Genomic DNA, 22,112 nt, shown 5'->3' with positions numbered 1-22,112 from the left:
GTATACGTGTCCAAACGGAAAGAACATGCGCTTTCAATCAATTGCGAAACGAACAGACCGTGAACAGTTCACACGTGAATTCAAGGTCTATCAATGCGAAGATTGTTCAGGATGCCCCTTACGCTCACAATGTACGACGGCACAAGAGGGTACAAACCGAAAGATGTTGGTGAACACACGATGGGAAAAGCAAAAAGAATATGTACGACACAAGCTTTCAGAACCAGAAACAGCTGCCAGCATCTACCGTCAACGTAAAATAGACGTAGAGCCAGTTTTTGGATTTTTGAAGGCTATTTTAGGGTTCACACGTTTTTCTGTTCGAGGAAAACCGAAGGTGAAAAATGAAATCGGCTTGGCGTTGATGGCCGTGAATTTACGAAAATATCGCTTACGAGCGGCCAATGAATGACCGCTCGCTATAAATATAGACAAAATCGACGAAAAAGGGGGATTGCTCTAGGCAATCTCCCTTTTTCGTCGAGACTAGAAATACTTATGTCCCAGCCTCTTTTTTATATCGAGCGATTGTTAAGACGTGCTACTTTATGCGCGTTTATTTAATGCTATTTCAATATGTGCTAAATGATGTTCTTCATGCCAACATAGCTTTGCAACCTTTGTTGCTACTGAAATGGCTCCGTTTGTTTCATGTGTAAATGTACGCTTTAATTGCTCGTCCGTCAATGTATTTGCCAATGCTACCACACGTGTGTTAATACCGTCTAGCATTGCTAATGAGCTCTCTCCCGGTAACTCTGTGTCAGGTAACACTGCCCATCGTTCTTCATCAAAGGCTGGAACAGTTGGATTATCATCTGTTAATGCTAACTTCAAACGCTGATACATATTCAGCTGTGAATCGGCAATATGATGCACAAGCTGGCGCACATTCCATGCTCCTTCTCGGTATGTAGCTTGCCATTCAGCTTCCGAAATACCTTCTACTGTATTACGTAAGCGCGTTACATATGTCTCAATTTGTGCTACCCATTGTGCAATATGTGTACGATTTGCCTCATCTGGAACTTGTAATGGTCCAATTGGAAAACGAACGTCCATGTTTATAACCCCTTTTCATTAAAATCGATTACATTTTTATCGTACCCTTTTCCCAATTTGCTGTAAACATTTTACGCTCTTCTTTTACTATCCACATAACTTTCGCTAAATTTTTTTTATTATATAAAGCATTTATTCTAGAAAAAATAGGATATTTATATTACTAAGACCTCTTGTTAATACCTACGAAAGGGAGGTGAGAACATTGAAGCGGGTTGTGCAATTTGTATTAGGTTTGTGGATTTTAGTCGTCGTCGGTGTCTTACTATTTATGTATATCGAACATGAGGCAATTACAGCATATCAACGTGATCTAGAAAGCTTTAGTTGGTTTTTACCAGCGCTTTATTGGACTGCCGGTTTACTCATGGCTGTTGGACTTTTCTTATTAATTTTTGCGTTTCGTCCATCATACAAATCACGCGGTTTAGTCTTTAGCTATGATGATGGGGAGCTTTTTATTAATAAAAAATCGATTAAAAAAAATGTCCTGCATACAATTCGTAAGTATGACAATGTACGCCAACCATCCATCAATGTGAATTTGTATCAAAAGCGTCAGTCATCTTATATGGATGTTTTTGTGGATGTCTTTGTGACCGAAACAACGAATGTACAAAGCTATGTAGAATCGCTACGCCAAGATATTAAAGAAAGTGCTGAACGCTTTGCTGAGTTGCCTGTACGCGAAGTGAAAATTCATGTGCTCGACCAAAAAACGATGAAAAAACGCGTCATATAAGGAGGGCGACTAATGGAACGCACGATACGCCAATTATTGATGACGTACAAATGGGCGATTATTTGTGGGCTCAGTATGTTCATCTTCTGTATTCTCGTTGCCGCTTTTAATGTGTGGATAGCGTTGCTCATTGTAGCGCTAAGTCTTATTGCTGGATGTATCGGTTATATGAAAGATGCCCAATTATCACTAAATGATTTGTTACGAACATTTAAATTTAAATCATAAGAAACGGAGCGATGAATCATGACAACAAATAATGAACAACAATATAACCGCCAAGTAGGAGTAGAGGAAACGGAAGAGCCAAAATTTGAAAATTCACTCACATTTTCTGATATTGTGATTGAAAAAATTGCTGCAATTTCAGCACGTGAAATTAAAGGTATTTTAGATATGAAAGGCGGCTTCACATCTGCGATTACAGATCGTTTTGGTAGCGATAATTTAACAAAAGGTGTGTCTGTCGAAGTTGGCGAGAAACAAGCGGCTATCGATGCGCGTGTTATTATTGAGTACAAACAAAGTGCCCCAGTGATTTTCAAACGTTTAACACAAATTATTCAAGAACAAGTACTGCATATGACAGGGTTACATGTCGTAGAGGTCAACATGCACGTTGAAGATGTTATGACTGAAAAGGAATATTTACAATCAAAACAAACAAGACGAAATACAACAACCGATAAAGAAATTCAATAAACGAACTTAACCCATGCTCTATTCGCAAAGCAAGCCGGACTTGCAAACAGGCGGACAAACCCTATTTCTGATAAAACGAAGTGCATAAATCTAATAAAAGTTTGCTAATGCGTTCCGACACAAGCAGCGACTTCAGCTAGAAAAGCACTGTTTTTTAGCGATGAGGTACCGCAGGAGCATAAACTTTTAAGCCGCACATCTGCCTAAAGCAAAAAAATATCCTTTAGCAACGACAACTGCTGAAGGATATTTCTTTTTGTCTTCGCTTATTTTTACGTTTGTCTCCAATTCTTTTTATATCTATGCCTACAAAAAACAATTAATACATTAATGTTTTTAAACATAAACGTATTTAATCATTTATGTACGAATGATTTTTTGTTATACTTATACAAGAAGAACGGTTGTTTCATTTACATATATAAAGGAGCGTATATTTATGGCGATTAAAATTACGTTAGGCAATAGTAAAGGTGGCGTTGGGAAAACAACAACGACTTGTTTACTGGCCATCTCATTAGCGAAGCATTTTAACCAGCGTGTATTAGTGGTAGACTTTGATGCACAGGCCGATTCAACAGACTTTTTAATGCGGACATTTGGCGTTCAAACTGACCTAACAAATCACCCCTCTATATTCGATGCCATTAAGTCACCCAAACATGCAGCGGCCTCTGTTTTACCACTTGATGACAATTTACATATCATTCCTTCTGGTGAAGAATTGTCTGGGCTAGATTTATTACTATTTGAAAAAGGCGTATTTGGGAAGTTCGAAGCTGGTTTATATTTAGATTTAGTTGTGCAACAGATCGAGCATGACTATGATTTTATTTTATTTGACGTGCCGCCTACATCTAACATTCAAAATATTAATGCTATTGTAGCGAGTGATTACTATATTGGAGTCATGATGACGCAGGCGAAATCGTATCGCCAAATGGCTGGCTTCTTAAAAGAGTCTGATAAAACAGCTACGAGTGCACGCAACTCCAAATATGGTTATGAAGGCGCAAAACTACTTGGTATTTTAATGTACTTAGAAAATAAAAAAAGCAATATTGATTACACGGTCATTTCAGCGGCTATTGAAACATATGGCGATGCAATTTTATATTCGCGTGTATACGAGCGTGAACGTGTAAAACGGTATGATTTAATTCCACCAAATCCAAATAAATTTGACCAACATGATAAAAAAATATTTGCCATGTATGATTCACTGGCACATGAAATTTTAATGCGTGTTGGGCAGCTCGCGGAAACAGAACCAAAATTACGTATTCAGCAATTGCTCGAACAAGCAGCAGATGATTTGAATCAACAAGAATATGACACATTAGCAGAAGCCTTAGATGCCGCGCAATTTTACCGAGATGAGATTGTGGAAGAACGTGATTTTACATCTACGCAACTCGCAACAGCTCTTCGCGATTTGTTCCGTGATACACCTACTCAAAAGCGTCGTGTAGTCATTCACCGAATTATTGACTGGCTGCAAACCGAACAGGACTTAAAATCGCTTGTAAATAGCGTAAATGTGTAAGGAGGATAACAATGGCTCGAAAAAATTTATTACAAACAAATGCCTTAGAAGACAAAATTAGTGTACAAGGTGAAAATCCACATCAAACTGCCTTTTCACAGCCAAAAGCGCGTGGTTTAGCATTATTTGATGAGCCGATTGAACAGTTACCAAAAGAAAAAAAAGAACGCAAAAACTCACTTATTTCAGCAGAAGCTCACCATTTCTTTAAAACAGTAGGTGCACAGCACGGCCTCAAGTTATTAGAAGTTGTAGACTTTGCTGTTGAAAAGTTACGTGAACTTGATGAAGAAGAACTAGTGCAGCAGCTACAAGCGTATAAAAAAACAATATAAAAAAGGAAGCGGACACCCCGCTTCCTTTTTTATATTACTGTTCCCATGCTTCTACTAATTGAATGCCTTCGTACGTATTTACTGGTAAAAGTGTATCTTTCCCTTGTGCATTAATATACTGCATTACACCTTCCAATACTTGTGGCGATGTATCATACAATTCATCACACTCATCTGCTCCGTTCGCACAGCCTTCAATCGGGTCATCTACAACATTGTGTAACATAATAATAAGCCACGAACGCTCTTGAATCGCTTCATCAATCCAACCTTGAATGTCTTCAACAGTCGTATAATTTTTAACTGCCTTCGCTTTTAACCAATAGCGGTCATAATTATGTGCTTGATTTGTTACGCCGTCATACACACGTACACCTTCGAAATAGTCTGATACAATGCTATATACCCTTTCGTCATAATCTGAATACGACGCAGCTAGTGTATGCACAGGAATACCAAGGTCTTCTAGCACAGCAATATTTGTCGCAACTTGATAAATAATGTCTTCGTCCGTAAGCGTTGTGAGCGCTTTATGGTCTTGCGTATGCGCACCAATTTCTATCCCTAGTGAATCAGCCACCCATACATGACTTGCCTTCATAAAATGCGGGTCGTCGCCATAAATACGCGAACCGTTAATATTAAATGTCCCCGGCATTGCATATTTTGAATGATATGGTAGTGCCTTTGAATACCAGTTCATATACCCGTCATCATACGAAAATGTGACAAGCGCTTGGCCATTATATTGCTCTTTTGTTACGGCTGGAACACGTGGTAAAAACTCTATATTGACATGTAACGCGTCAGCTGTTGTAAAGACCATCGTCAATGTATACGTAGTGCTCGGTGCGTAGCGCTCTCCCACAGCAAGCGCAACATTCAGTTCATACGGGGTTTCTTGGGTTATACGTAAAGGTATTTCCTCCTCGTTCTTCATCTGTTTATTATATAGTATATATATGCTATATCATATTAAGGGAGGGCTTTATGTTTTTTAACGGGCTAATTCGCATTATTTTAGGAGGGGTTATTATGTACACAACGTTTCAACTACCGAACACGACATTTTCCACATGGCTTTGGGATGCATCAACACTGCAGCAGTCTGACGAAATTATCACGTTTTTGCATACACAAAAAGCGCAAAAAATTTATGTGCAAATTGACCCTAATATTCCACCGACACATTATGCACAATTTATTAAACACGCACATGAACATCATATAGACGTTTTAGCGCTCGACGGAGCACCTACTTGGGGGGATCGTGAAAAGCGTTCGGACGTTTTACAATACATTCAGTATGTAGCAGATTTTAATACGATGTACACAAAAACAGCCTTCGATGGTCTTCATGTAGATATTGAACCTTATTTACACCCACATTGGCACACACGTCAAGCGAGCGTTATTGAAGATTTCCAACAAACAATGACACTGTTAAAAGAACATGCTACCCGCTTACACCTCCCACTTGAAGCAGACATCCCCTTCTGGTTTGACGAAGTATGTTATGCGACAAGCTTTGGTGAAGGCATTTTAGCAGAATGGCTTATTCAAGAAATGGACGCGATTACTATTATGGCATACCGCAATACAGCCGATGCCATTGTCAACATTACACAACAGGAATTACGCCTTGGTGCATTTTATAATAAACCGATTACAATTGCTGTAGAAACGATGCCATCAGACGAAGGATCGTCTGTTAGCTTTTCTATGATGAGCGCAGCTGAGTTCTCGCAGCAAATACAAAAACTACAGCGTCTATTACACAATGAAAAAGCATTTGCTGGCATTGCGGTTCACCATTACCCTACCTGGAAAACATTAATTAATAAATAAACAAAAACATTAATGTATTAATGTTGCTTCGCTAAAAACTGTAAAAACATACGACTTGCAATCGGTAAAATCTCTTTATCCTTATAAGCAACGCTAATTTTACGACGCTTTGGTGGATGTAATGGTCGATGAATTACCCCTTTATCAAAATGATGAAACATTAAGGACGGCATGATCGACACCCCCAAATTTTGTGCCACCATCGAAATGACTGGAAAATCACCTTCGACAACATATTGAATATTTGGCACAAGCTGATGTTTTTCAAATAAACTGAGTGTTTCATTAATCGTTCCTTCCTGCATTAAAATAAACGGCTCACAAGCAAGCTCTGCTAGCGTAACAGACGATTGTTGCGCTAATGGATGCTCTTTGGATAAACATGCCACTAAATCGTCTTCTACAAGCTCAAATAGCTCAAATGTATGTCCGGTTTCAGGTGTAACAAAACCAAAATCTACAACACCAGTAGCGATCATCTCAGCAATGTCACTGTAATCTCCAATTTTTAAGTCAAACTGTACAGCAGGATAATGTTGTTTGAATTGTTGAATCCAAATCGGTAAATACGAATAGGCAATACTCGAAAAAGCACCAATACGTATCATACTTCGCTCCAAGCCTTGCATGCTTTTTTTCTTTTCCTCTAATTCACCTATCGCTTGACAAATTTGTTTAATATACGGTAAAAATGCTTCACCATCAGGTGTAAGCATAACGCCTGTACGTGAACGAATAATCAGCGTTGTTTCAAGCTCTTTTTCTAATGTTTTAATTAACTGGCTCATCGCTGATTGCGTATATCCCATCTTCTCCGCAGCTTTTGTAAAACTTCCATATTCAAGCACCGCCAAAAGTGCAAAATAACTATTCATCTTAAAATCCCTTCCATAAGTATTTCTAATATACATATCATAAATATTCGTTTTTCTACTATAACATTTTTTGCTATGATAAGAGCAGTTTTTTATTTGGAGGGTTCATCATGAGTCAATTTCAAGCGAATATTTTACTCGTATTCGTTACAATCGGTTGGGGTTCGTCCTATTTATTCACAAAATATGGACTTGCTGAGTTACAACCCATCAACTTAGTTGCCTATCGCTTTTTAATTGCTTTTCTTGTCATGTATGCGATTTTTTATAAACGTATGCGACATGTAATAAAAGAAACGATACAAGCAAGCATCATTTTAGGTATTATCTTATGCTGTGTATCCTCTGTATTTGGTTACGCACTAATCGTTACAACTGCATCAACTGCTGGCTTTTTAATTGCGACAACTGTTGTAATGGTTCCTATGCTTATGATTATTCTGACAAAACAAGCACCAACACGCCAAGTAAAAATAGGCACAGTTATTGTCATTACAGGTATTGCTCTCTTTTCAATACACGATTCAATTTCATTTGAAATCGGTATGATTTTATGTTTATTCACAGCATTTTTATATGCACTACATATCGTACTAAACAATCGATTTGCACAAAAAAATGACGGTATACAGCTGGGTGTTTTACAACTTGGTTTTGGCGGACTATTTGCCACTATTTGTACCCCATTATTCGAGACACCTGCTTTGCCACAAACATCACAAGGTTATATGGCAGTCATCATGTTAGCACTCATCTGTTCAGCATTTGCCGTGGTCATGCAATCTTGGGCACAACAATATACAACAGCTGAACATACAGGCTTTATTTTTGCACTAGAACCAATATTTGCAGCAATTTTAGCTTATATATTTTTACATGAATCCATGAGCCAACAAGAAATACTAGGTGCACTGTTCATTTTCCTAGGAGTGGTAGTCGCCAACCATACCCCGAGGAAGAAAGAATATGCCCTTGCTAAAATATAATGACCTAGCTATGCCTAAATAGGTATAGCTTTTTTTATATACCAGCAGCCCATATATATTATGTTAAGGCACATTGGAGTAATAATAAGGTTGTGTTAGCTCATTGTATAAAGCTTCATATCCTTTATTTTGAGTGAGTGGTGCATAATAGTGTAATACATAGTGCAGTTGCGTGTAGTATTGTCCTTTTTGTGTAGCTTTTTGTAATGCTTGCTCGAATAAAAATTGTTTATATAATGCAACGGTTGTCCAGCCAGTTTGTGCACCACGACCTTTCCCAATTATAGTTGTAATTAATTGGCTAGATGTTTTAAGTAAAGCGTTTAATGTACTTTGTGGGATATTAAGAGCTTGGCACATTTGTTTTTGTGTATGCCAAAGAAACGGTGCAGATGGGTCTTTTTGCGCCGTGATATATGTGATAATATCTTGTTCCCATTCATTAAAGTGACTACGTGTTCGCTCTGTGCGTTCTTTTTTATGTTTATACCAATGTGTATGCATGTGTACGTGCTGTTCTGGTGCATATAACGCAATTAGTTCTTCGACGTATGCTTTTGATGGTCCTGTGTAACGGCCAGAGTGAGCGGATTGTAAAATTGTTGTTAATTCTTTGTGACGCAGTGGCGCATGTAAACGTGCGTTAACAGATTGTAATACGTTTTGTGTAGCTTCTTGTGTAAAGCCATCATGAAAACATGCTAGAGCGAGTGTGAAGAGTGTATTATTGCGTCCTAGCTGTCCTTTGTCACCTTTAATATGTGTAGCTTGTAATAAAGCTTTAAACCATGGTGCATGTATATAGAGCTGTTTACGATGAGCTGTAGGTGTTTTAAGACAAAGATGTGCATTATCATCAAAACGGCTTGACCAATCAATGAGTTGTGCCACGGTATATGTAAAGCTATGTTGTTCCCAAACGACGTTCAATGGCATACGGAAAAAGCCAAAATCGTTACAATAGAGATCTGCTTTGATGCTATGAAGGCTGCGTTTTAAATTATAAGCAATGCGTTTTGCAATACGTAACGTATATGCATGATTGTCTTTTGCCATATATAAAGGAGCGGCTAATACAAAGTAAAGCTGATAGCCACGTGTTGTTTCAATAATCCACGTAGGTGCACCAACAGATTCATCGATACATGTTAACAGCAATTGTTGAGGCGTAAATTCTTTTGTATCAATATCGACCACAAATGCATTAATATGGTGCAGGTTTTTTTCAGTGAACCCACTAATGGTTGAGGTTGCAGCGTGAAATGCACCAACACGATAGACATTTGGTGTAAAGTGCGAATAGCTTGGTGCATTTGCACATAGTGTGTCAAAGCTGTGTAGTATATGTCCTTTTGCACCACTTGCTGTAAAGTCATGTTTATTATGTACAGCAAATACAACACCCTTTTGTTTCGCTTGGTGCATTTTCGGTGCATCTTCTTCGTGAAATAGTAATGATAAACGTTCTGTAAGCATAGAAACAACACCTCCTTTTTAATCATTCACCATTATATACAATTGGCTTTGTCAAAAAGGGACCTCTCTTAGAGGAAAATGCACCAAAAAAAAAAGCCGATTGCGCCTTACAGCCCCAACGGTTTGAAAATTTCTTCAAAAAATTATTCTATGGCGGGTTTGTCCCACTTTTTTTATTGTGCACCACTAAATGCACCATTTTTAGCAAGTGAATAAAATCGCGCAAAGTATTGATATATCAATGTTTATCAAAAATATTAGACGAAAAATAGTACACGGGTTTGTCCCAAAAAATCATTTTTCAAAAAAAAAATAGTACACGGGTTTGAAATGCACCACTAATTTGACAACATCAAAATGCACCATTTTTCATTAAAATGCGATTAAATCAACATTTCTTACTACACGGGTTTGTCCCGAATGGTGCATAATAAGCGAAATAGTACACGGCTTGGGAAAATCATAGTACACGGGTTTGTCCCAAAATCGACGAAATTTTTCGTTTTTCCACATTTTATTCACTACGTTTGAAAAATGCTCGACTGTCACTTTTTTTTGCTTGGTGCATTTGCTGGTGCATAATGAACAAAATAGTGCACGGCTTTGTCTCGTTGTTTCAATGTGCACCACTTGTAGTGAGAAATGAGTGTCGTTTTGTGAAATAGTATTCACATTTGCCTGTTCTTTAGAGAAATGGTGCATTTCAATCAAAAGATGATATGTGTTGGTGCATTTTGTTATAATAAAATATAAATAAAAAAGGTGGTGCATTTCATGAATTACCTAGAACTCTCCGATACGGTGCGTTTGACATTTGAGCAAACAAAAATTGCTGTTTTTGAAGAAGCTAAGCATCTCTTTAGCGATGACCCATTATTATTAACAATGTGGCAACAAGATGCATATATGACAACAAGGCAAGAAGAAGTAGATTTGCAGCTTGCACCACTTGTGAGCGAGTCATTTCGTGCGTTATTTACATTGATTATTGACGATTTAATTAGTTTTAAATTTAAAACGAAAAAGTTAATTCGTTCTGCAGTGGAAAACTTTGCAGACACAATCATTCAAGAAATGCAACCGTACATGGGTCTACAAGAAGCTGTAGATTTTAGTGTTCCAGTACATGACCGCGACTACATTTATGCAAATTCAAGTACGACATTTCATTTAATGCGCGATATGGTGACAAAGAAAAATGGGTTTGAAGAAAAGGATACAGGTTATTTGGGTACAGAATTAATTGATAATCAAGGGCAGTTACATGGTTTTGCTGAGTTACGTCCTATTCCGTTAACAGCAAAACCAGATGAAGATCCGCTCAGTATGGATTTAGTCGCAACGACGCTAAGTTCGCTCGATGAATTAACAGCGGATATTTTTGATTTAGTTTCCTACTTATGGATGACAGGAAAACGGGATGAGGAAGGTTTTATTGAATTTCATAGCGATGACGCGTTATTATTACGCCATTATGAAAAAGGGGAAACACCTGAAAAAGTGAAATTTAAGGAGCGAGAGCGTTTTAATATTATGCGCCGTGTTGCCGCGCTTACAAGTGTGTGGGTGTCGTTAAACAATGGATCGGAGCGTGTGAAAATTTTAAGTGCGCAATCGATCGACTCAAAGCTTTACAATTTCCAAGACTTTAAACGGATGTTTGAAGTCGGTAGTGTGCGTATGGCATTTGATAAGCGTTCAAATACACCAAGAGGCATTTATGCACTTCAAATCCGCCCCTCGTCGCTGTTACAGCCGTATTTAGATGGTACAAAGTCTTCATTAGGTGTATTAGACTTAAAGGTGTTTAAATATAGCTATGTGTCGCAGCGGGAACATAAACGTTTAACACGTTATTTAAGTCGTCAGTGGAAGATTCGAACAATCAAAGGGACAATTTATCAGCCGTTTAAAATTGCGACGCTTCTCCATGAAATGGATTTTCCAGCGCGCTTAAATGGTGTGCAAATACGAGACCGTTTTGAAGAAGTGTTAGATGATTTACAGCGAGATGAAGTCATTCAGTCATGGGCTTATTCTGAACCACTCGATGAAAATCGCGTTGGCAAGAAAGGGTGGATTCAAAATTATTGGACGCAACTTAGTATCACCATTGCGCCACCATCTGCTGTTATTCAAGAAAATCGTCGTCGCATTACACTGCCACATACATCGACATTAACGACAGATTTATTAGAAATAAGTGACTATGAAGACACAGATTTTAGTGAACCACCAACGGCATTTCAGCAAACAGCGCTCGTATTAGAAGAACAGCCAGTCGAGACACAAAAAGAAAAAACGCTTGCTGTCGTAATTGATACGCCATTAACACCTGAAATTTTACGTGAAAAAATTGATACGCTTAATTATTCAATCCGTAAAGCAGCCGAAGAAATGGGGATGTCTCATACGACGCTATCACGTTATTTAAATCGCAAAATTAAACGACAAAACAAAGATAATGATCAAAAAATGTTGCAATGGTTACAGCGATACACGTAATCTAATTTGTTTCACGTGAAACAAATTAGATAAATAAATTAAACAATTAATACATTAATTAATTTATGTTTTTTGAGGAGAACGTATGACAATTATTATTGGAATGCTCGCAGTTATCCTCTACGGAGGGCTTACCTATTACATAGGAAGAAACTTACTTGCTGTTTTGCAAGCATTTGGCTTAAAGAAAGGCAAAAAGTTGTATTGGGCTTTTCTTTTCCTTTGGAGCTTTAGTCCAGTATTTGGTATGTTACATGAAACGTTGCAGCCATTTAAAATTTTGGGGAATTACTGGATGTTTTTCTTTGAGTACGGTTTCTTTGCCAGTGTTATTGGCCAGCTAGTGTATGTGGTAACGAAAAAAAGATTTTTGAAATGGATTGGTGGCACAGCAATTGGCACGATTATGCTGTTGTTTATTGTCGGGACATATATGGCCTATATGCCAACTGTACGTGAAACAACAATTGAACTAGATAAAGAAATAGAGCCGCTTCGTGTCGTTGTGGCATCGGATTTCCATTTAGGCGTGTTATCCAATCATGACCATTTACGTAATTTCGTGCAATTAACGAATGAAGCAAATGCAGATATCGTCTTTCTTGTAGGTGATTTAGTTGATGACGACCCGCGATGGTTTGTCGAAGAAGGTATGGCAGAAACATTAGCGCAGTTAGAAGCAACACATGGCGTTTATGCTGTCCTGGGGAATCATGAGTACTATGGTGGTAAAATCGATGAACTTGTTGCCGAAATGGAACGTGCGAATGTGCATATGCTAGTAGACGAAACTGTGAAAATTGCGGATGCTTTTTATATCACAGGACAAGAAGATATTACGAATACAGAGCGTGCAACATTAGAAAGTTTAAAGCCACAAGACACACTACCATGGTTTGTCCTAAATCACACGCCCAATGATTTAGAGACGCCTGCACAATTAGGTGTAGATGTTCATATGTCAGGACATACACATAAAGGACAGCTTTGGCCGAATGAGTACATTACCAATGCTATATTTGAAGTTGATTATGGTCATGAGCAAAAAGAAGATATGCATGTTCTTGTTTCAAGTGGCTACGGCTTCTGGGGTCCCCCAATGCGTATTGGTAGTCAATCCGAACTTTGGATAGTTGATATAAACACAAAACAATAAACACATTAACTCATAAATAAATTAATACATTTATGAGTTAATGTCTATTTAATTGATTGAATAATTAGAATTTCCTGCATTTCTTACATCATTTAGAATCATTTTATGATTAAATAGATAGAGAGGATACTTTAAGAGCAAGGAGGCTACTATCATATATGGACAGTGAGAAATATGTAATGATTGAACCACAATTTAACGTTCCGATGATTTTGCTTGCTGTTATCGTATGTTGTTTGGCCTCTTATGCAGCCATCCATTTAACAAATCGCAAAGGACAAACGGGTTTTTTACATGAAAAGGCTTGGCATATGATGGGCGCAATTATAATGAGTTTAGGTATTTGGTCGATGCATTATATCGGTATGATGTCTGTAGAAATTCGCCATAAAATGGACATTAATATGTTAACAACTATGATGTCGATTATACCGCCGATCATCACTTCCTATATTGTGTTTTATATCGCTTCCCAGCATCGACGTACGAAAGGCGCAGTCTTACTATCTAGTATGTTAATGGTACTGGGGATTGTCACGATGCACTATATCGGCATGTCAGCCATGCATTATCATCATATGAAAATCACGTATGATTTTACGGTTATTTTTGTATCTATTGTACTCGCCATTATCATTTGTTACCAAGCGATTGTAAGGATGTTTAAACAGACGTCAACGTATGTATATGTCCATGAATTAATGGCCGCTATCTTATTTGCGTTTGCAACCGCAGTCATTCATTATTTGGGGATTTGGTCGATGGACTTTTATCTAGAGCGTTCGGTGCTTGTATCTCAAATGCAACAAGCGACCACGATGAATGAAATTAGTTTAGGCTTGTTTGTGTGTATCGTCTTATTTACAGTTATTTTTATTGGCAGTCGCATTATTGATGGCTATGCAGGGCGGCGAATGAAAACGCTAGACTCCTTAACACAATTGCCGAATCGTTATGCGTTTACGACACGTCTCCAAAATGATGAGTATGTAAAAAGTGTCGCCTTATTAACTTTATGTGATATTCAGACTGTGCATCATGAGTTTAGCTTTATTGAAGAAGATGAAATGATTCGTATGATTGTCAGTGAATTACAACATGGCCGACCGATGTTTACCGAGTTATACCGAGTACGTGATTTTTCATTTGTGTTTATTATGAAAGATGCACAAGCGGTAAATGATAGCCTCTCTTATTTTGACAAAAAACTAGCCCGCATAAAATCTATTTTGACAATAGAAGAGCATGGCTTCGCGGGGAATGCGGGGATTTGTATCGATATTGCCACGGACTTAGCAACGATTCAAGAAATATACATGAATACATTAACGACCGAACAACACCCGACAACCGAGTTTAAATTTGCTATCACACAATATAAAGAAGGGTATCACGCAAAAAGCTTTAGAGAACAATTGTTACAACAAGTGAGTCAAGCGATGAACAATAATGAGCTATTTGTAGTTTACCAGCCGAAAGTGGATCTTGATCGAGAAGAAATTCATTCAGTTGAAGCACTTATACGTTGGAATCATAAAGAGTTAGGTTTTTTATCACCGGCTGTATTTTTACCGATTTTAGAAGCGAATAATCGTATGAATGAAGTGACGAATTGGATCATTCAAAAAGTTTGTAAAGAACTAGCAAGTTGGGGACATATGGAACACATGCCGCAGCGAGTAGCTATTAATATACCAGGTCCGTATTTGGCATCACCCATTTTAAAAGCACAGCTATTACAATGTGTGGAACAGTATCAATTAATCCCGGAGCAAATTGAATTAGAAATTACTGAGACAAGTTTTGTTAGCTCAATTGAAGAAGCAAAACTTGCCATTGATGATTTACGTGCACACGGTTTTCATATTGCGATTGATGATTTTGGGATTGGTGCTTCCTCATTAGCATATTTAAAAGATTTGAAGTTTACAACATTAAAAGTAGATCGCTCATTTGTTCAACATATTCCATATTCAGCAACAGATAATTCAATTTTGCAATCGATTATTTCACTTGCGCAGTCGCTCCACCTTCAAATTGTTATTGAAGGCGTAGAAGACGCACAGCAGCTTGCGTATTTACAAAGCATCGCTAAAGAACTGATTATTCAAGGTTTTTACTTTACGAAGCCATTAACATCGGATGAACTAGCTAGATGGTGTATACAATATAAAAAGCGGACAAAGTCGTCCGCTTCATCAGATCAGTATCATATATAAATTAAGGTGCATGTTGGCATTGTTCACAGTCTAGTAATTTTTTTAAATCGGTTGTTGCTGATTTAGATAAATTACTAGACTTTTTTGTGGTCGCATTATAGGCATAGGCTTTGCCGTTTGCTACATACCAAATTTGGACCTCGTTAATCCTGTCTACATCTGCTTGTGGAAAATGAATACGTAATAAAACATCTTCCGTAACTGCATAACTTTCACCATCTTGCCAATTAAACTGTGCATAAATAGCTTCAAAATCGCTAGGTGTGTCCAACATATAAAATAAATCGTGCTTTTTAAAGTCGACTCTTGAAATATCGACCTCCTCAGTTGCCGGTGTACAAGCTGTAAGCAATAGCAGACAGCTACAAAAAAGCACCAGACGCTTCATGCTACCACCTCCTTTTATTTGTATGTAGCCTAATTTTTACACATATAAACATAAAAACATTAATGTATTAATAAATATAAACATTAATAAAGCAGCTATCAGGGAAGTGATAGCTGCTTTACATCATTATTTAGATTGTGTGCGAATCCAGCCTTCAATATATGGATGAATTTCAGTGACAGCGCGGCGGCCTGTCGTTACTGAAACATGCCCTGTTTGTACTTCATGCAGGACATTTACTTTGCTGGATACATTGCGGTTTAATGCAGCGATTTGTTCTGGTTGTACAATGTTATCACGCATTGCACAAATGTTTAACAAGTTCGCTGTAATATCTGATAATAAAACTTTTTGTCCACGAATTTCAAGTGTGCCGTTTACAAGCTTGTTTTCTTGATAGAAATCGCGAATCCATTGACGGTAAGATTCACCTGGGAATGGGACACCATCATTTAGCCATTTTTGCATCAGCTTCCACGTAAGCACAGCATTATCGTTGTCGATACGGTCTGCTAAGCTTACATAAGAGCCTAATGAATTGGAAATCGGGCTTAATAATTTATTGCCGTAATCAATCATTTCAAACGGAATATTGCCTAACACATCGACTAGCTTATCTAACTGGAATGTATCTTTATTTAACCAGTTTGTATACATACCTGCGTCGGCAAAGTCAGTTGGAGATGTCATTAACACTAAATTACGGATTGGTAATGTTTTTCCATAAAGTGCTGTGAAAATCGTTGTCATCGTACCACCCATGCAGTAGCCGAACATTGTTAACTCTTTTGCACCGGAACGTTTCAACACTTTTTTGGCTGCACGTGGCATATAATCGACAATGTAATCTTCCAACTTCATATGTCGGTCTTCATAGCCTGCAGTGCCCCAATCAAGTAAGTACACATCATGTCCTGCATTTGTTAAATGTTCAATTAAGCTATTGCCAGGATATAAATCTAAAATATAGGGCTTATTAATTAGCGCATAAATCATTAAAATAGGTACACTATTTGTTTTTGGTTTATGTGGTTGATAACGATATAGTTTCGCTTTGTTTTTTGTCCACACAACTTCCTTTGGTGTTTGACCAACAATTGGATCAGCATCTGTAGTTAACACTTCTTGGAAACGTTTTGCTTTTTTCAAATCTTCACTTTGCCAATTGTAAGTTGAAACATTATTTAATGTATCAAACCATTCGCCAAGCATATCTGTATTGAATGTTGTCAACGTTTATCCCTCCAGTAATGAATTATGACCGAGCGTTTGCTCAGTTTACATGTATAAACCACCATTAACGTTTAATTGTTGGCCTGTCACGAAGCTCGCAGAAATTAAGTATGATACAGCTTGTGCAATTTCTTCTGGTTGGCCGAGACGACGAATTGGCACTTTTGAAACGATACCTTCTTTTACATCGTCTGGCATGGCTGCAACCATTTCTGTTTCAATATAACCTGGGCAAATAGCGTTTACTGTAATGCCCTTGCTTGCAGTTTCAAGCGCTAACGACTTTGTAAATCCAATTAAGCCTGCTTTTGATGCAGAGTAGTTTGTTTGTCCAAATGCACCAGCTTGACCAACGATTGAGCTAATATTAATAATACGGCCATAGTTTTGAGCAATCATTGGCTCAATTACTTGTTTTGTCATGTTGTAAGCACCAGTTAAGTTAATATCAATCACTGTATCCCAGTCTTCACGTGTTAATTTACGGAATGAACGGTCTTTTGTAACACCGGCATTGTTCACTAAAATATCAACTTTGCCGAATTTTTCAATTGTTTGTGCCACGAATCGTTCAGCATCTTCTAACACAGCGATATCACATGGGATTGGCTCGATTAAACCACCTTCTTCACGGATAGCTGTTACAACATTTTGGATTGTTGCTGAATCAGCTTTATGTGCTGCGACAATTTGTGCACCTTGTGCAGCTAATTCTTTTGCGATAACAGCGCCAATACCACGTGAAGCACCTGTTACGATAGCAACTTTTCCAGTTAATGGTTTTACTAATTGTGTTTCTTCAAATAATTGATTTGTCATAAGGCATATCCCCTTTGTATATGGTTATTTAGTATCTGTAGATGGCGTTGCTTTTTTTACGTCTGTTTTTGGTAGCTCAGTCTTTGGTGAGGGTGTTGAAGTAGATGGGACGGGCCCAGCTTGATTTGCGATAGATGTATTAAGTAATGTAATAATGGTGTCTAATTTTTTGTCGAGTTTTGTAACAGATTTCTTCAGCGCATCAATTTCTTTACGTTGTGCTTCTAGTGGACCGTCGAGTTGTGCCTCTAATTCATCTGTTAAGTCATCTACTTTTGTATCAACATTGATTACTAAAGAAGCGACTTGTGCGATTTCGTCACGTGTAGGCATATTCATTTGCTTTAAGTAGTTTTCTGTTAAACCATTGACAAAACCTTGCATTTGTAGGTACTGGCTTTGTACTTGTCCTAGTCCTTCTGCGAAAGAAGGTTGCTCTAACGTTTTTTCAATTACGTCGCGCCATGTGTTTTCTGTTTGGTCGTACATACTTTTCCACAGAGAGAATGCATCGAATGATGTATTGTTTGTCAAATCTCTTCGCCCCTTTGTCAAATAATTTTGAATACATCACAACTATAAAACCAATTTTTGTTTTTTTCAATAAATTTGTTGTTAATATTTTGAAAAATATTTTTAGTATAATACTTGACGTTCAGAAAACATAGGTGTAAATTACATATATAAGCATTTTGAAAGTAGGTGGCGACATGACATCAAATGACGCAAAAAAACAACCAAATATGAACACGCCCAAAAATTTTTTAATTCCCATTATGTTGTTGCATTTACGTGATTTGAATGTACACGGCTATGAATTGATGGAAAAACTAACTTCTTTTGGCGTGGAATCAATTGACCATGGGAATTTTTATCGTCTGTTACGTCAGCTCGAAAAAGATAATTTAGTGACATCGCAGTGGGATACATCAGCAGGTGGCCCCGCCAAGCGTATTTATACGATTACAGATGCTGGACAAGAATATTTAGATATATGGGCAAATTCATTAAATCAATATCAACAATTGCTCAATAATTTCTTCCAGCTTTACAATCCATTTTACACACCAACGACAAATCAACGAGATAAACAAGACGAGGAATAACTACGCTTGAGGCGTATTGTTCATATAGTTTACAACGACTTAGGAGGCAATATTATGACAAATGAATTTGTAGCAAAAAGTGTCGACGTGTTATGGGATAGTTGGTTAACAAACTTTAAAACGTTACAGCAAGTACAAGCAGAAGCAGAGAAGAAAACATTAGAAGCATTCAATGTGCAACAACAATTAGTGGAGAAATCTGTTGCAGCGTTTTCAGCAGTAGAAGCGCAATCGAAACAATTTACAGAACAATTACAACAAACTGTAAAAGTGAGCACAGCGCAATTGCCACAACAAGAGCCACTTGTAAAATGGTTTGAAGCAATGGAACAAATTACAACGCAAGCACAGCAATTTACATGGAAGCCAAATGAAGTATTAGTAAGTACATTAACAGAAACACAAAAGCAGTGGGAAGAAACAGTGAAAACAGCATTTTCACAGCAACAAGAAAAGCGCACGGAAGTGTTGACGAAGATTGAAGAATTAGCCGAGCAATTAAAAGAAAGCCAAAAGCAGCTTTTATCACAAGCAGGCTTCAAATAATTTTTTCGACTTGGGTATAAAAAAGTAATTGAGACAAAAAGAAATATCCTTCAGCAACAACAACTGCTGAAGGATATTTTGGTGCTTTTGGTGCTATTCCACATCGTTCCGCTTAAAACCTCATGCTCCTGTGGTACCTCGTCGCAACAAAACCGTGCTTTTCGGCTAAAGTCGCCGCTTGTGTCGGGACGAACATCATCTCAATACACGTATTTTCATCAGAAATAGGGGTTCTTTTAGTTAAAATGTTGTAAAAGTATCGTTTCAAAATGTTCGAGTGGCATCGGTTTACTATAGTGATAACCTTGTAGTTCATGGCAGTCGTTTTCAATTAAAAATAGCTCTTGTTCAGCCGTTTCAACGCCTTCTGCAACAACGGAAAGTCCCATTGAATAAGCGAGTTGAATAATGGTTTTAATAATCGACTGGTTATCAATATTCAAATCACGAATAAACGATTGGTCAATTTTAAGGGTATCAATCGGCAATTGGCTTAAATAACGTAATGACGAATAGCCTGTACCGAAATCATCAATGCTAATGCTTACACCTAATGATTTAAGCGCATGTAGCACATTGCTCATAAATGTAATATCGGTCGTCATACTTTCGGTTATTTCTAAATTTAATAAGTGTGGTGGCAATTTATGCTGCTTCAATAGCTGGCGTACACAATCGACAAAATTAGTATGCGTCATTTGCAAAATTGAGACATTTACAGAGACAATAATCGGATGCTCTTTAATCGACCAAAGTTTCGCTTGGCGAATCGCCTCTTCTAAAATCCATTCCCCGATTGGAATAATTAGCCCATTCTTTTCGGCAATGGGTATAAACTCTCCAGGTGAAATAAGCCCTTCTGTCGGGTGCTGCCAACGAATTAACGCCTCAGCACCAATCACTTTTTTCGTAAGTGCACATAATTTGGGCTGATAATAAACCATTAATTGTTCGCGCTTGATGGCATCAATGAGTGATGTTTCTAGCATAAATTTGCGTTGTAATTGAGCGTGAAGTTCAGCGGTGAACAGTTGAGAACGGTTTGGTCCGCATGCTTTTGCCGCATGCATGGCATTATCAGCATGTTGTAAAAGAATCGTCGATGTTACACCGTCTTTAGGATACATGCTTACACCGATACTTAACGATGTATGAAGTTCTAAATGACCAATCACAAATGCGCCTTCCATCATCGCAATAAGACGTTGTGCAATTGTTTCAAGAGAAGATTCATCAATATCTTCAACTAAAATTAAAAATTGATCGCCACCAAAGCGCGCTAAAAAATCTCGTTTACGAATATTTTGACGCAGTTTATTTGCGACTAATTGTAAAAATGTATCGCCCGTTGTATGACCATAAGAATCATTGATTTGTTTGAAATTACTTAAGTCAATAAATAAAATACCAAAGGGGCTTTGTTGCTTCTCAGCGCGTGTAATCGCCTCATTAATTTTTTGTGTAAATAAGATGCGGTTCGGTAAGTCGGTTAAAGCATCGTAATGAGCCATATGGAAAATTTGACGTTCATATTCGTGTTGTTCTGTAATATCGCGCAATGCACCAATTACTTCTGTTACTTCGCCGTCTTGCCTAATAGCTGACAAACTGAGTGCCAATTGATGTTGTTCATAGGCAAATTCGATATTATGAGAAGTACCATTAAAGACATGATGGATAGCTGGTGCAATTTGTAAAAATACTTCACGTGGGAAGATGGATTCTACAGATTGATTGACTACCGTTGCAGTTGTAATGGATAGTTTCTCAGCAAGCTTGCCTTCCGATAAGGTGAAAATAATGGTGCCATTTTCTTTTTTTAATTTGAATACACATTGTTCCATATGACGAACAACATGTTGAAAATCATTATGTAACGCAGCTGCTAACTCTTCTTCGGCTTTTACACGAGCGGTAATGTCTTGACGAATGGAAATAAATTGATTGATTTCTTGATCAGCGTTTAAAAAGGGAACAATCGTTGTATGCGTCCAATATTCTGAGCCGTCTTTAGCACGGTTTTTCACTTCACCTTGCCATACTTGTTTAGAAAGAATCGTATCCCACATATTTTTAAAGAAGCTTTTGGGGTGAAAACCAGAGTTGATAATCCGATGCGTTTTTCCAATGAGCTCATCTTCGTTATATTGAGAGATGCTGCAAAATTTATCGTTCACATATGTAATCATACCGGCTTTATTTGTGATGGCTACGATAGATGATTCATCTAATGCCATTTTGATATTGCTTAAATCATTGATGGATGAACTGGTCAAGGGTGTTGAAATATTCCGCTGTGATTTTGCATACATAAAAAATCCTCCTATTTTAAAAAAATTCGTCAATGATTATATATGGACTGTACCTTTATTGTGTTAACGACGCTGTAAATTAAATTCAAATTTATGGTATAGGTCATAAGTTGTTTAATAGTTTTATTTTATGTGACTAATATGCTAATTGCAACCGCTACGTATTGAATAATCGCGCTTGATTTTTTAATTTGGTGGATGTTTTATGAAATAGAGACTATTTTATTTTTCTAATAAATAAATAATAGGTACATAA

At 37.5% G+C, this 22,112-nt stretch carries 22 protein-coding genes; 13 read left to right on the top strand and 9 right to left on the bottom strand.

Annotation, left to right across the window (positions count from 1 at the left end; genetic code table 11):
• Positions 1 to 412: transposase (locus tag A6M13_RS06240; RefSeq protein ID WP_141680909.1), on the top strand; the 412-nt coding region annotated here is incomplete at its 5' end.
• A gap of 134 nt (positions 413 to 546) precedes the next feature.
• Here the strand turns inward: A6M13_RS06240 and A6M13_RS06235 are convergent.
• Entirely contained in the window at positions 547 to 1,062 is a 516-nt protein-coding gene (locus A6M13_RS06235; protein WP_066543931.1) for a YfiT family bacillithiol transferase, read from the bottom strand.
• Between the two features lie 205 nt (positions 1,063 to 1,267).
• Here A6M13_RS06235 and amaP point away from each other — a divergent pair, with 205 nt between their 5' ends.
• From amaP to A6M13_RS06210, 5 genes are all read left to right on the top strand, one after another.
• Positions 1,268 to 1,804: an alkaline shock response membrane anchor protein AmaP gene (amaP, locus tag A6M13_RS06230; RefSeq protein WP_066543930.1), complete on the top strand. Its 537-nt coding sequence runs from the start codon at positions 1,268 to 1,270 to the stop codon at positions 1,802 to 1,804.
• Positions 1,805 to 1,816: 12 nt separating this feature from the next.
• Positions 1,817 to 2,032, top strand: coding sequence for a hypothetical protein (locus A6M13_RS06225; RefSeq protein ID WP_066543928.1), 216 nt, complete (start codon positions 1,817 to 1,819; stop codon positions 2,030 to 2,032).
• Positions 2,033 to 2,050: 18 nt separating this feature from the next.
• Positions 2,051 to 2,506 (top strand): Asp23/Gls24 family envelope stress response protein, encoded by a 456-nt coding sequence (locus A6M13_RS06220; RefSeq protein ID WP_066543925.1) that lies wholly within the window; start codon positions 2,051 to 2,053, stop codon positions 2,504 to 2,506.
• Positions 2,507 to 2,945: 439 nt separating this feature from the next.
• Entirely contained in the window at positions 2,946 to 4,052 is a 1,107-nt protein-coding gene (locus tag A6M13_RS06215) for a ParA family protein (RefSeq protein WP_066543924.1), read from the top strand.
• Positions 4,053 to 4,063: 11 nt separating this feature from the next.
• Positions 4,064 to 4,387, top strand: a complete 324-nt coding sequence (locus tag A6M13_RS06210) for a hypothetical protein (protein ID WP_066543923.1) — start codon at positions 4,064 to 4,066, stop codon at positions 4,385 to 4,387.
• 34 nt (positions 4,388 to 4,421) lie between these two features.
• On the opposite strand, the gene A6M13_RS06205 is transcribed toward A6M13_RS06210, so the two are convergent.
• A complete protein-coding gene (locus A6M13_RS06205; RefSeq protein WP_169817417.1) occupies positions 4,422 to 5,255 on the bottom strand; it encodes a polysaccharide deacetylase family protein in 834 nt (277 codons plus the stop codon).
• Between the two features lie 167 nt (positions 5,256 to 5,422).
• Between A6M13_RS06205 and A6M13_RS06200 the strand changes: the two genes are divergently transcribed.
• Positions 5,423 to 6,235: an amidase gene (locus A6M13_RS06200; protein ID WP_141680907.1), complete on the top strand. Its 813-nt coding sequence runs from the start codon at positions 5,423 to 5,425 to the stop codon at positions 6,233 to 6,235.
• A gap of 17 nt (positions 6,236 to 6,252) precedes the next feature.
• On the opposite strand, the gene A6M13_RS06195 is transcribed toward A6M13_RS06200, so the two are convergent.
• On the bottom strand, positions 6,253 to 7,110 hold the full coding sequence (locus A6M13_RS06195) for a LysR family transcriptional regulator (RefSeq protein ID WP_066543917.1): 858 nt from the start codon (positions 7,108 to 7,110) through the stop codon (positions 6,253 to 6,255).
• A 110-nt stretch (positions 7,111 to 7,220) separates the two neighbouring features.
• Between A6M13_RS06195 and A6M13_RS06190 the strand changes: the two genes are divergently transcribed.
• Entirely contained in the window at positions 7,221 to 8,096 is an 876-nt protein-coding gene (locus tag A6M13_RS06190) for a DMT family transporter (RefSeq protein ID WP_066543915.1), read from the top strand.
• A 63-nt stretch (positions 8,097 to 8,159) separates the two neighbouring features.
• Here the strand turns inward: A6M13_RS06190 and A6M13_RS06185 are convergent, their stop codons facing one another.
• A complete protein-coding gene (locus tag A6M13_RS06185; RefSeq protein ID WP_066543913.1) occupies positions 8,160 to 9,572 on the bottom strand; it encodes a primase C-terminal domain-containing protein in 1,413 nt (470 codons plus the stop codon).
• Between the two features lie 774 nt (positions 9,573 to 10,346).
• Here A6M13_RS06185 and A6M13_RS06180 point away from each other — a divergent pair.
• From A6M13_RS06180 to A6M13_RS06170, 3 genes are all read left to right on the top strand, one after another.
• Positions 10,347 to 12,077 (top strand): helix-turn-helix domain-containing protein, encoded by a 1,731-nt coding sequence (locus A6M13_RS06180; RefSeq protein WP_066543911.1) that lies wholly within the window; start codon positions 10,347 to 10,349, stop codon positions 12,075 to 12,077.
• Positions 12,078 to 12,162: 85 nt separating this feature from the next.
• Positions 12,163 to 13,233: a metallophosphoesterase gene (locus A6M13_RS06175; protein ID WP_066543909.1), complete on the top strand. Its 1,071-nt coding sequence runs from the start codon at positions 12,163 to 12,165 to the stop codon at positions 13,231 to 13,233.
• A gap of 158 nt (positions 13,234 to 13,391) precedes the next feature.
• Positions 13,392 to 15,452, top strand: coding sequence for a sensor domain-containing diguanylate cyclase (locus tag A6M13_RS06170; RefSeq protein ID WP_066543907.1), 2,061 nt, complete (start codon positions 13,392 to 13,394; stop codon positions 15,450 to 15,452).
• 1 nt (position 15,453) lies between these two features.
• On the opposite strand, the gene A6M13_RS06165 is transcribed toward A6M13_RS06170, so the two are convergent.
• The 4 genes from A6M13_RS06165 to A6M13_RS06150 form a co-directional block, all read right to left on the bottom strand.
• Entirely contained in the window at positions 15,454 to 15,840 is a 387-nt protein-coding gene (locus A6M13_RS06165; protein WP_066543905.1) for a hypothetical protein, read from the bottom strand.
• A 126-nt stretch (positions 15,841 to 15,966) separates the two neighbouring features.
• The gene (phaC, locus tag A6M13_RS06160) at positions 15,967 to 17,073 is read right to left on the bottom strand and encodes a class III poly(R)-hydroxyalkanoic acid synthase subunit PhaC (RefSeq protein ID WP_245669245.1); all 1,107 of its coding nucleotides are present in this window, start codon (positions 17,071 to 17,073) and stop codon (positions 15,967 to 15,969) included.
• A gap of 45 nt (positions 17,074 to 17,118) precedes the next feature.
• Positions 17,119 to 17,892 (bottom strand): 3-oxoacyl-ACP reductase family protein, encoded by a 774-nt coding sequence (locus A6M13_RS06155; protein WP_066543904.1) that lies wholly within the window; start codon positions 17,890 to 17,892, stop codon positions 17,119 to 17,121.
• A gap of 24 nt (positions 17,893 to 17,916) precedes the next feature.
• Positions 17,917 to 18,426, bottom strand: coding sequence for a polyhydroxyalkanoate biosynthesis repressor PhaR (locus A6M13_RS06150; RefSeq protein ID WP_066543903.1), 510 nt, complete (start codon positions 18,424 to 18,426; stop codon positions 17,917 to 17,919).
• 176 nt (positions 18,427 to 18,602) lie between these two features.
• Between A6M13_RS06150 and phaQ the strand changes: the two genes are divergently transcribed.
• Positions 18,603 to 18,998: a poly-beta-hydroxybutyrate-responsive repressor gene (gene phaQ, locus A6M13_RS06145; RefSeq protein WP_066543902.1), complete on the top strand. Its 396-nt coding sequence runs from the start codon at positions 18,603 to 18,605 to the stop codon at positions 18,996 to 18,998.
• 54 nt (positions 18,999 to 19,052) lie between these two features.
• Positions 19,053 to 19,544 carry a hypothetical protein gene (locus A6M13_RS06140; protein ID WP_066543898.1) on the top strand — a complete coding sequence of 164 codons (492 nt, stop codon included), beginning with the start codon at positions 19,053 to 19,055 and terminating at the stop codon, positions 19,542 to 19,544.
• Positions 19,545 to 19,780: 236 nt separating this feature from the next.
• Here the strand turns inward: A6M13_RS06140 and A6M13_RS06135 are convergent, their stop codons facing one another.
• Positions 19,781 to 21,856, bottom strand: coding sequence for an EAL domain-containing protein (locus A6M13_RS06135; protein ID WP_066543896.1), 2,076 nt, complete (start codon positions 21,854 to 21,856; stop codon positions 19,781 to 19,783).
• Positions 21,857 to 22,112 lie beyond the last annotated feature (256 nt).

The sequence above is a fragment of the Caryophanon tenue genome (assembly GCF_001700315.1).
Lineage (GTDB): Bacteria > Bacillota > Bacilli > Bacillales_A > Planococcaceae > Caryophanon > Caryophanon tenue.
This window is presented reverse-complemented; position numbering and strand designations above follow the sequence as displayed.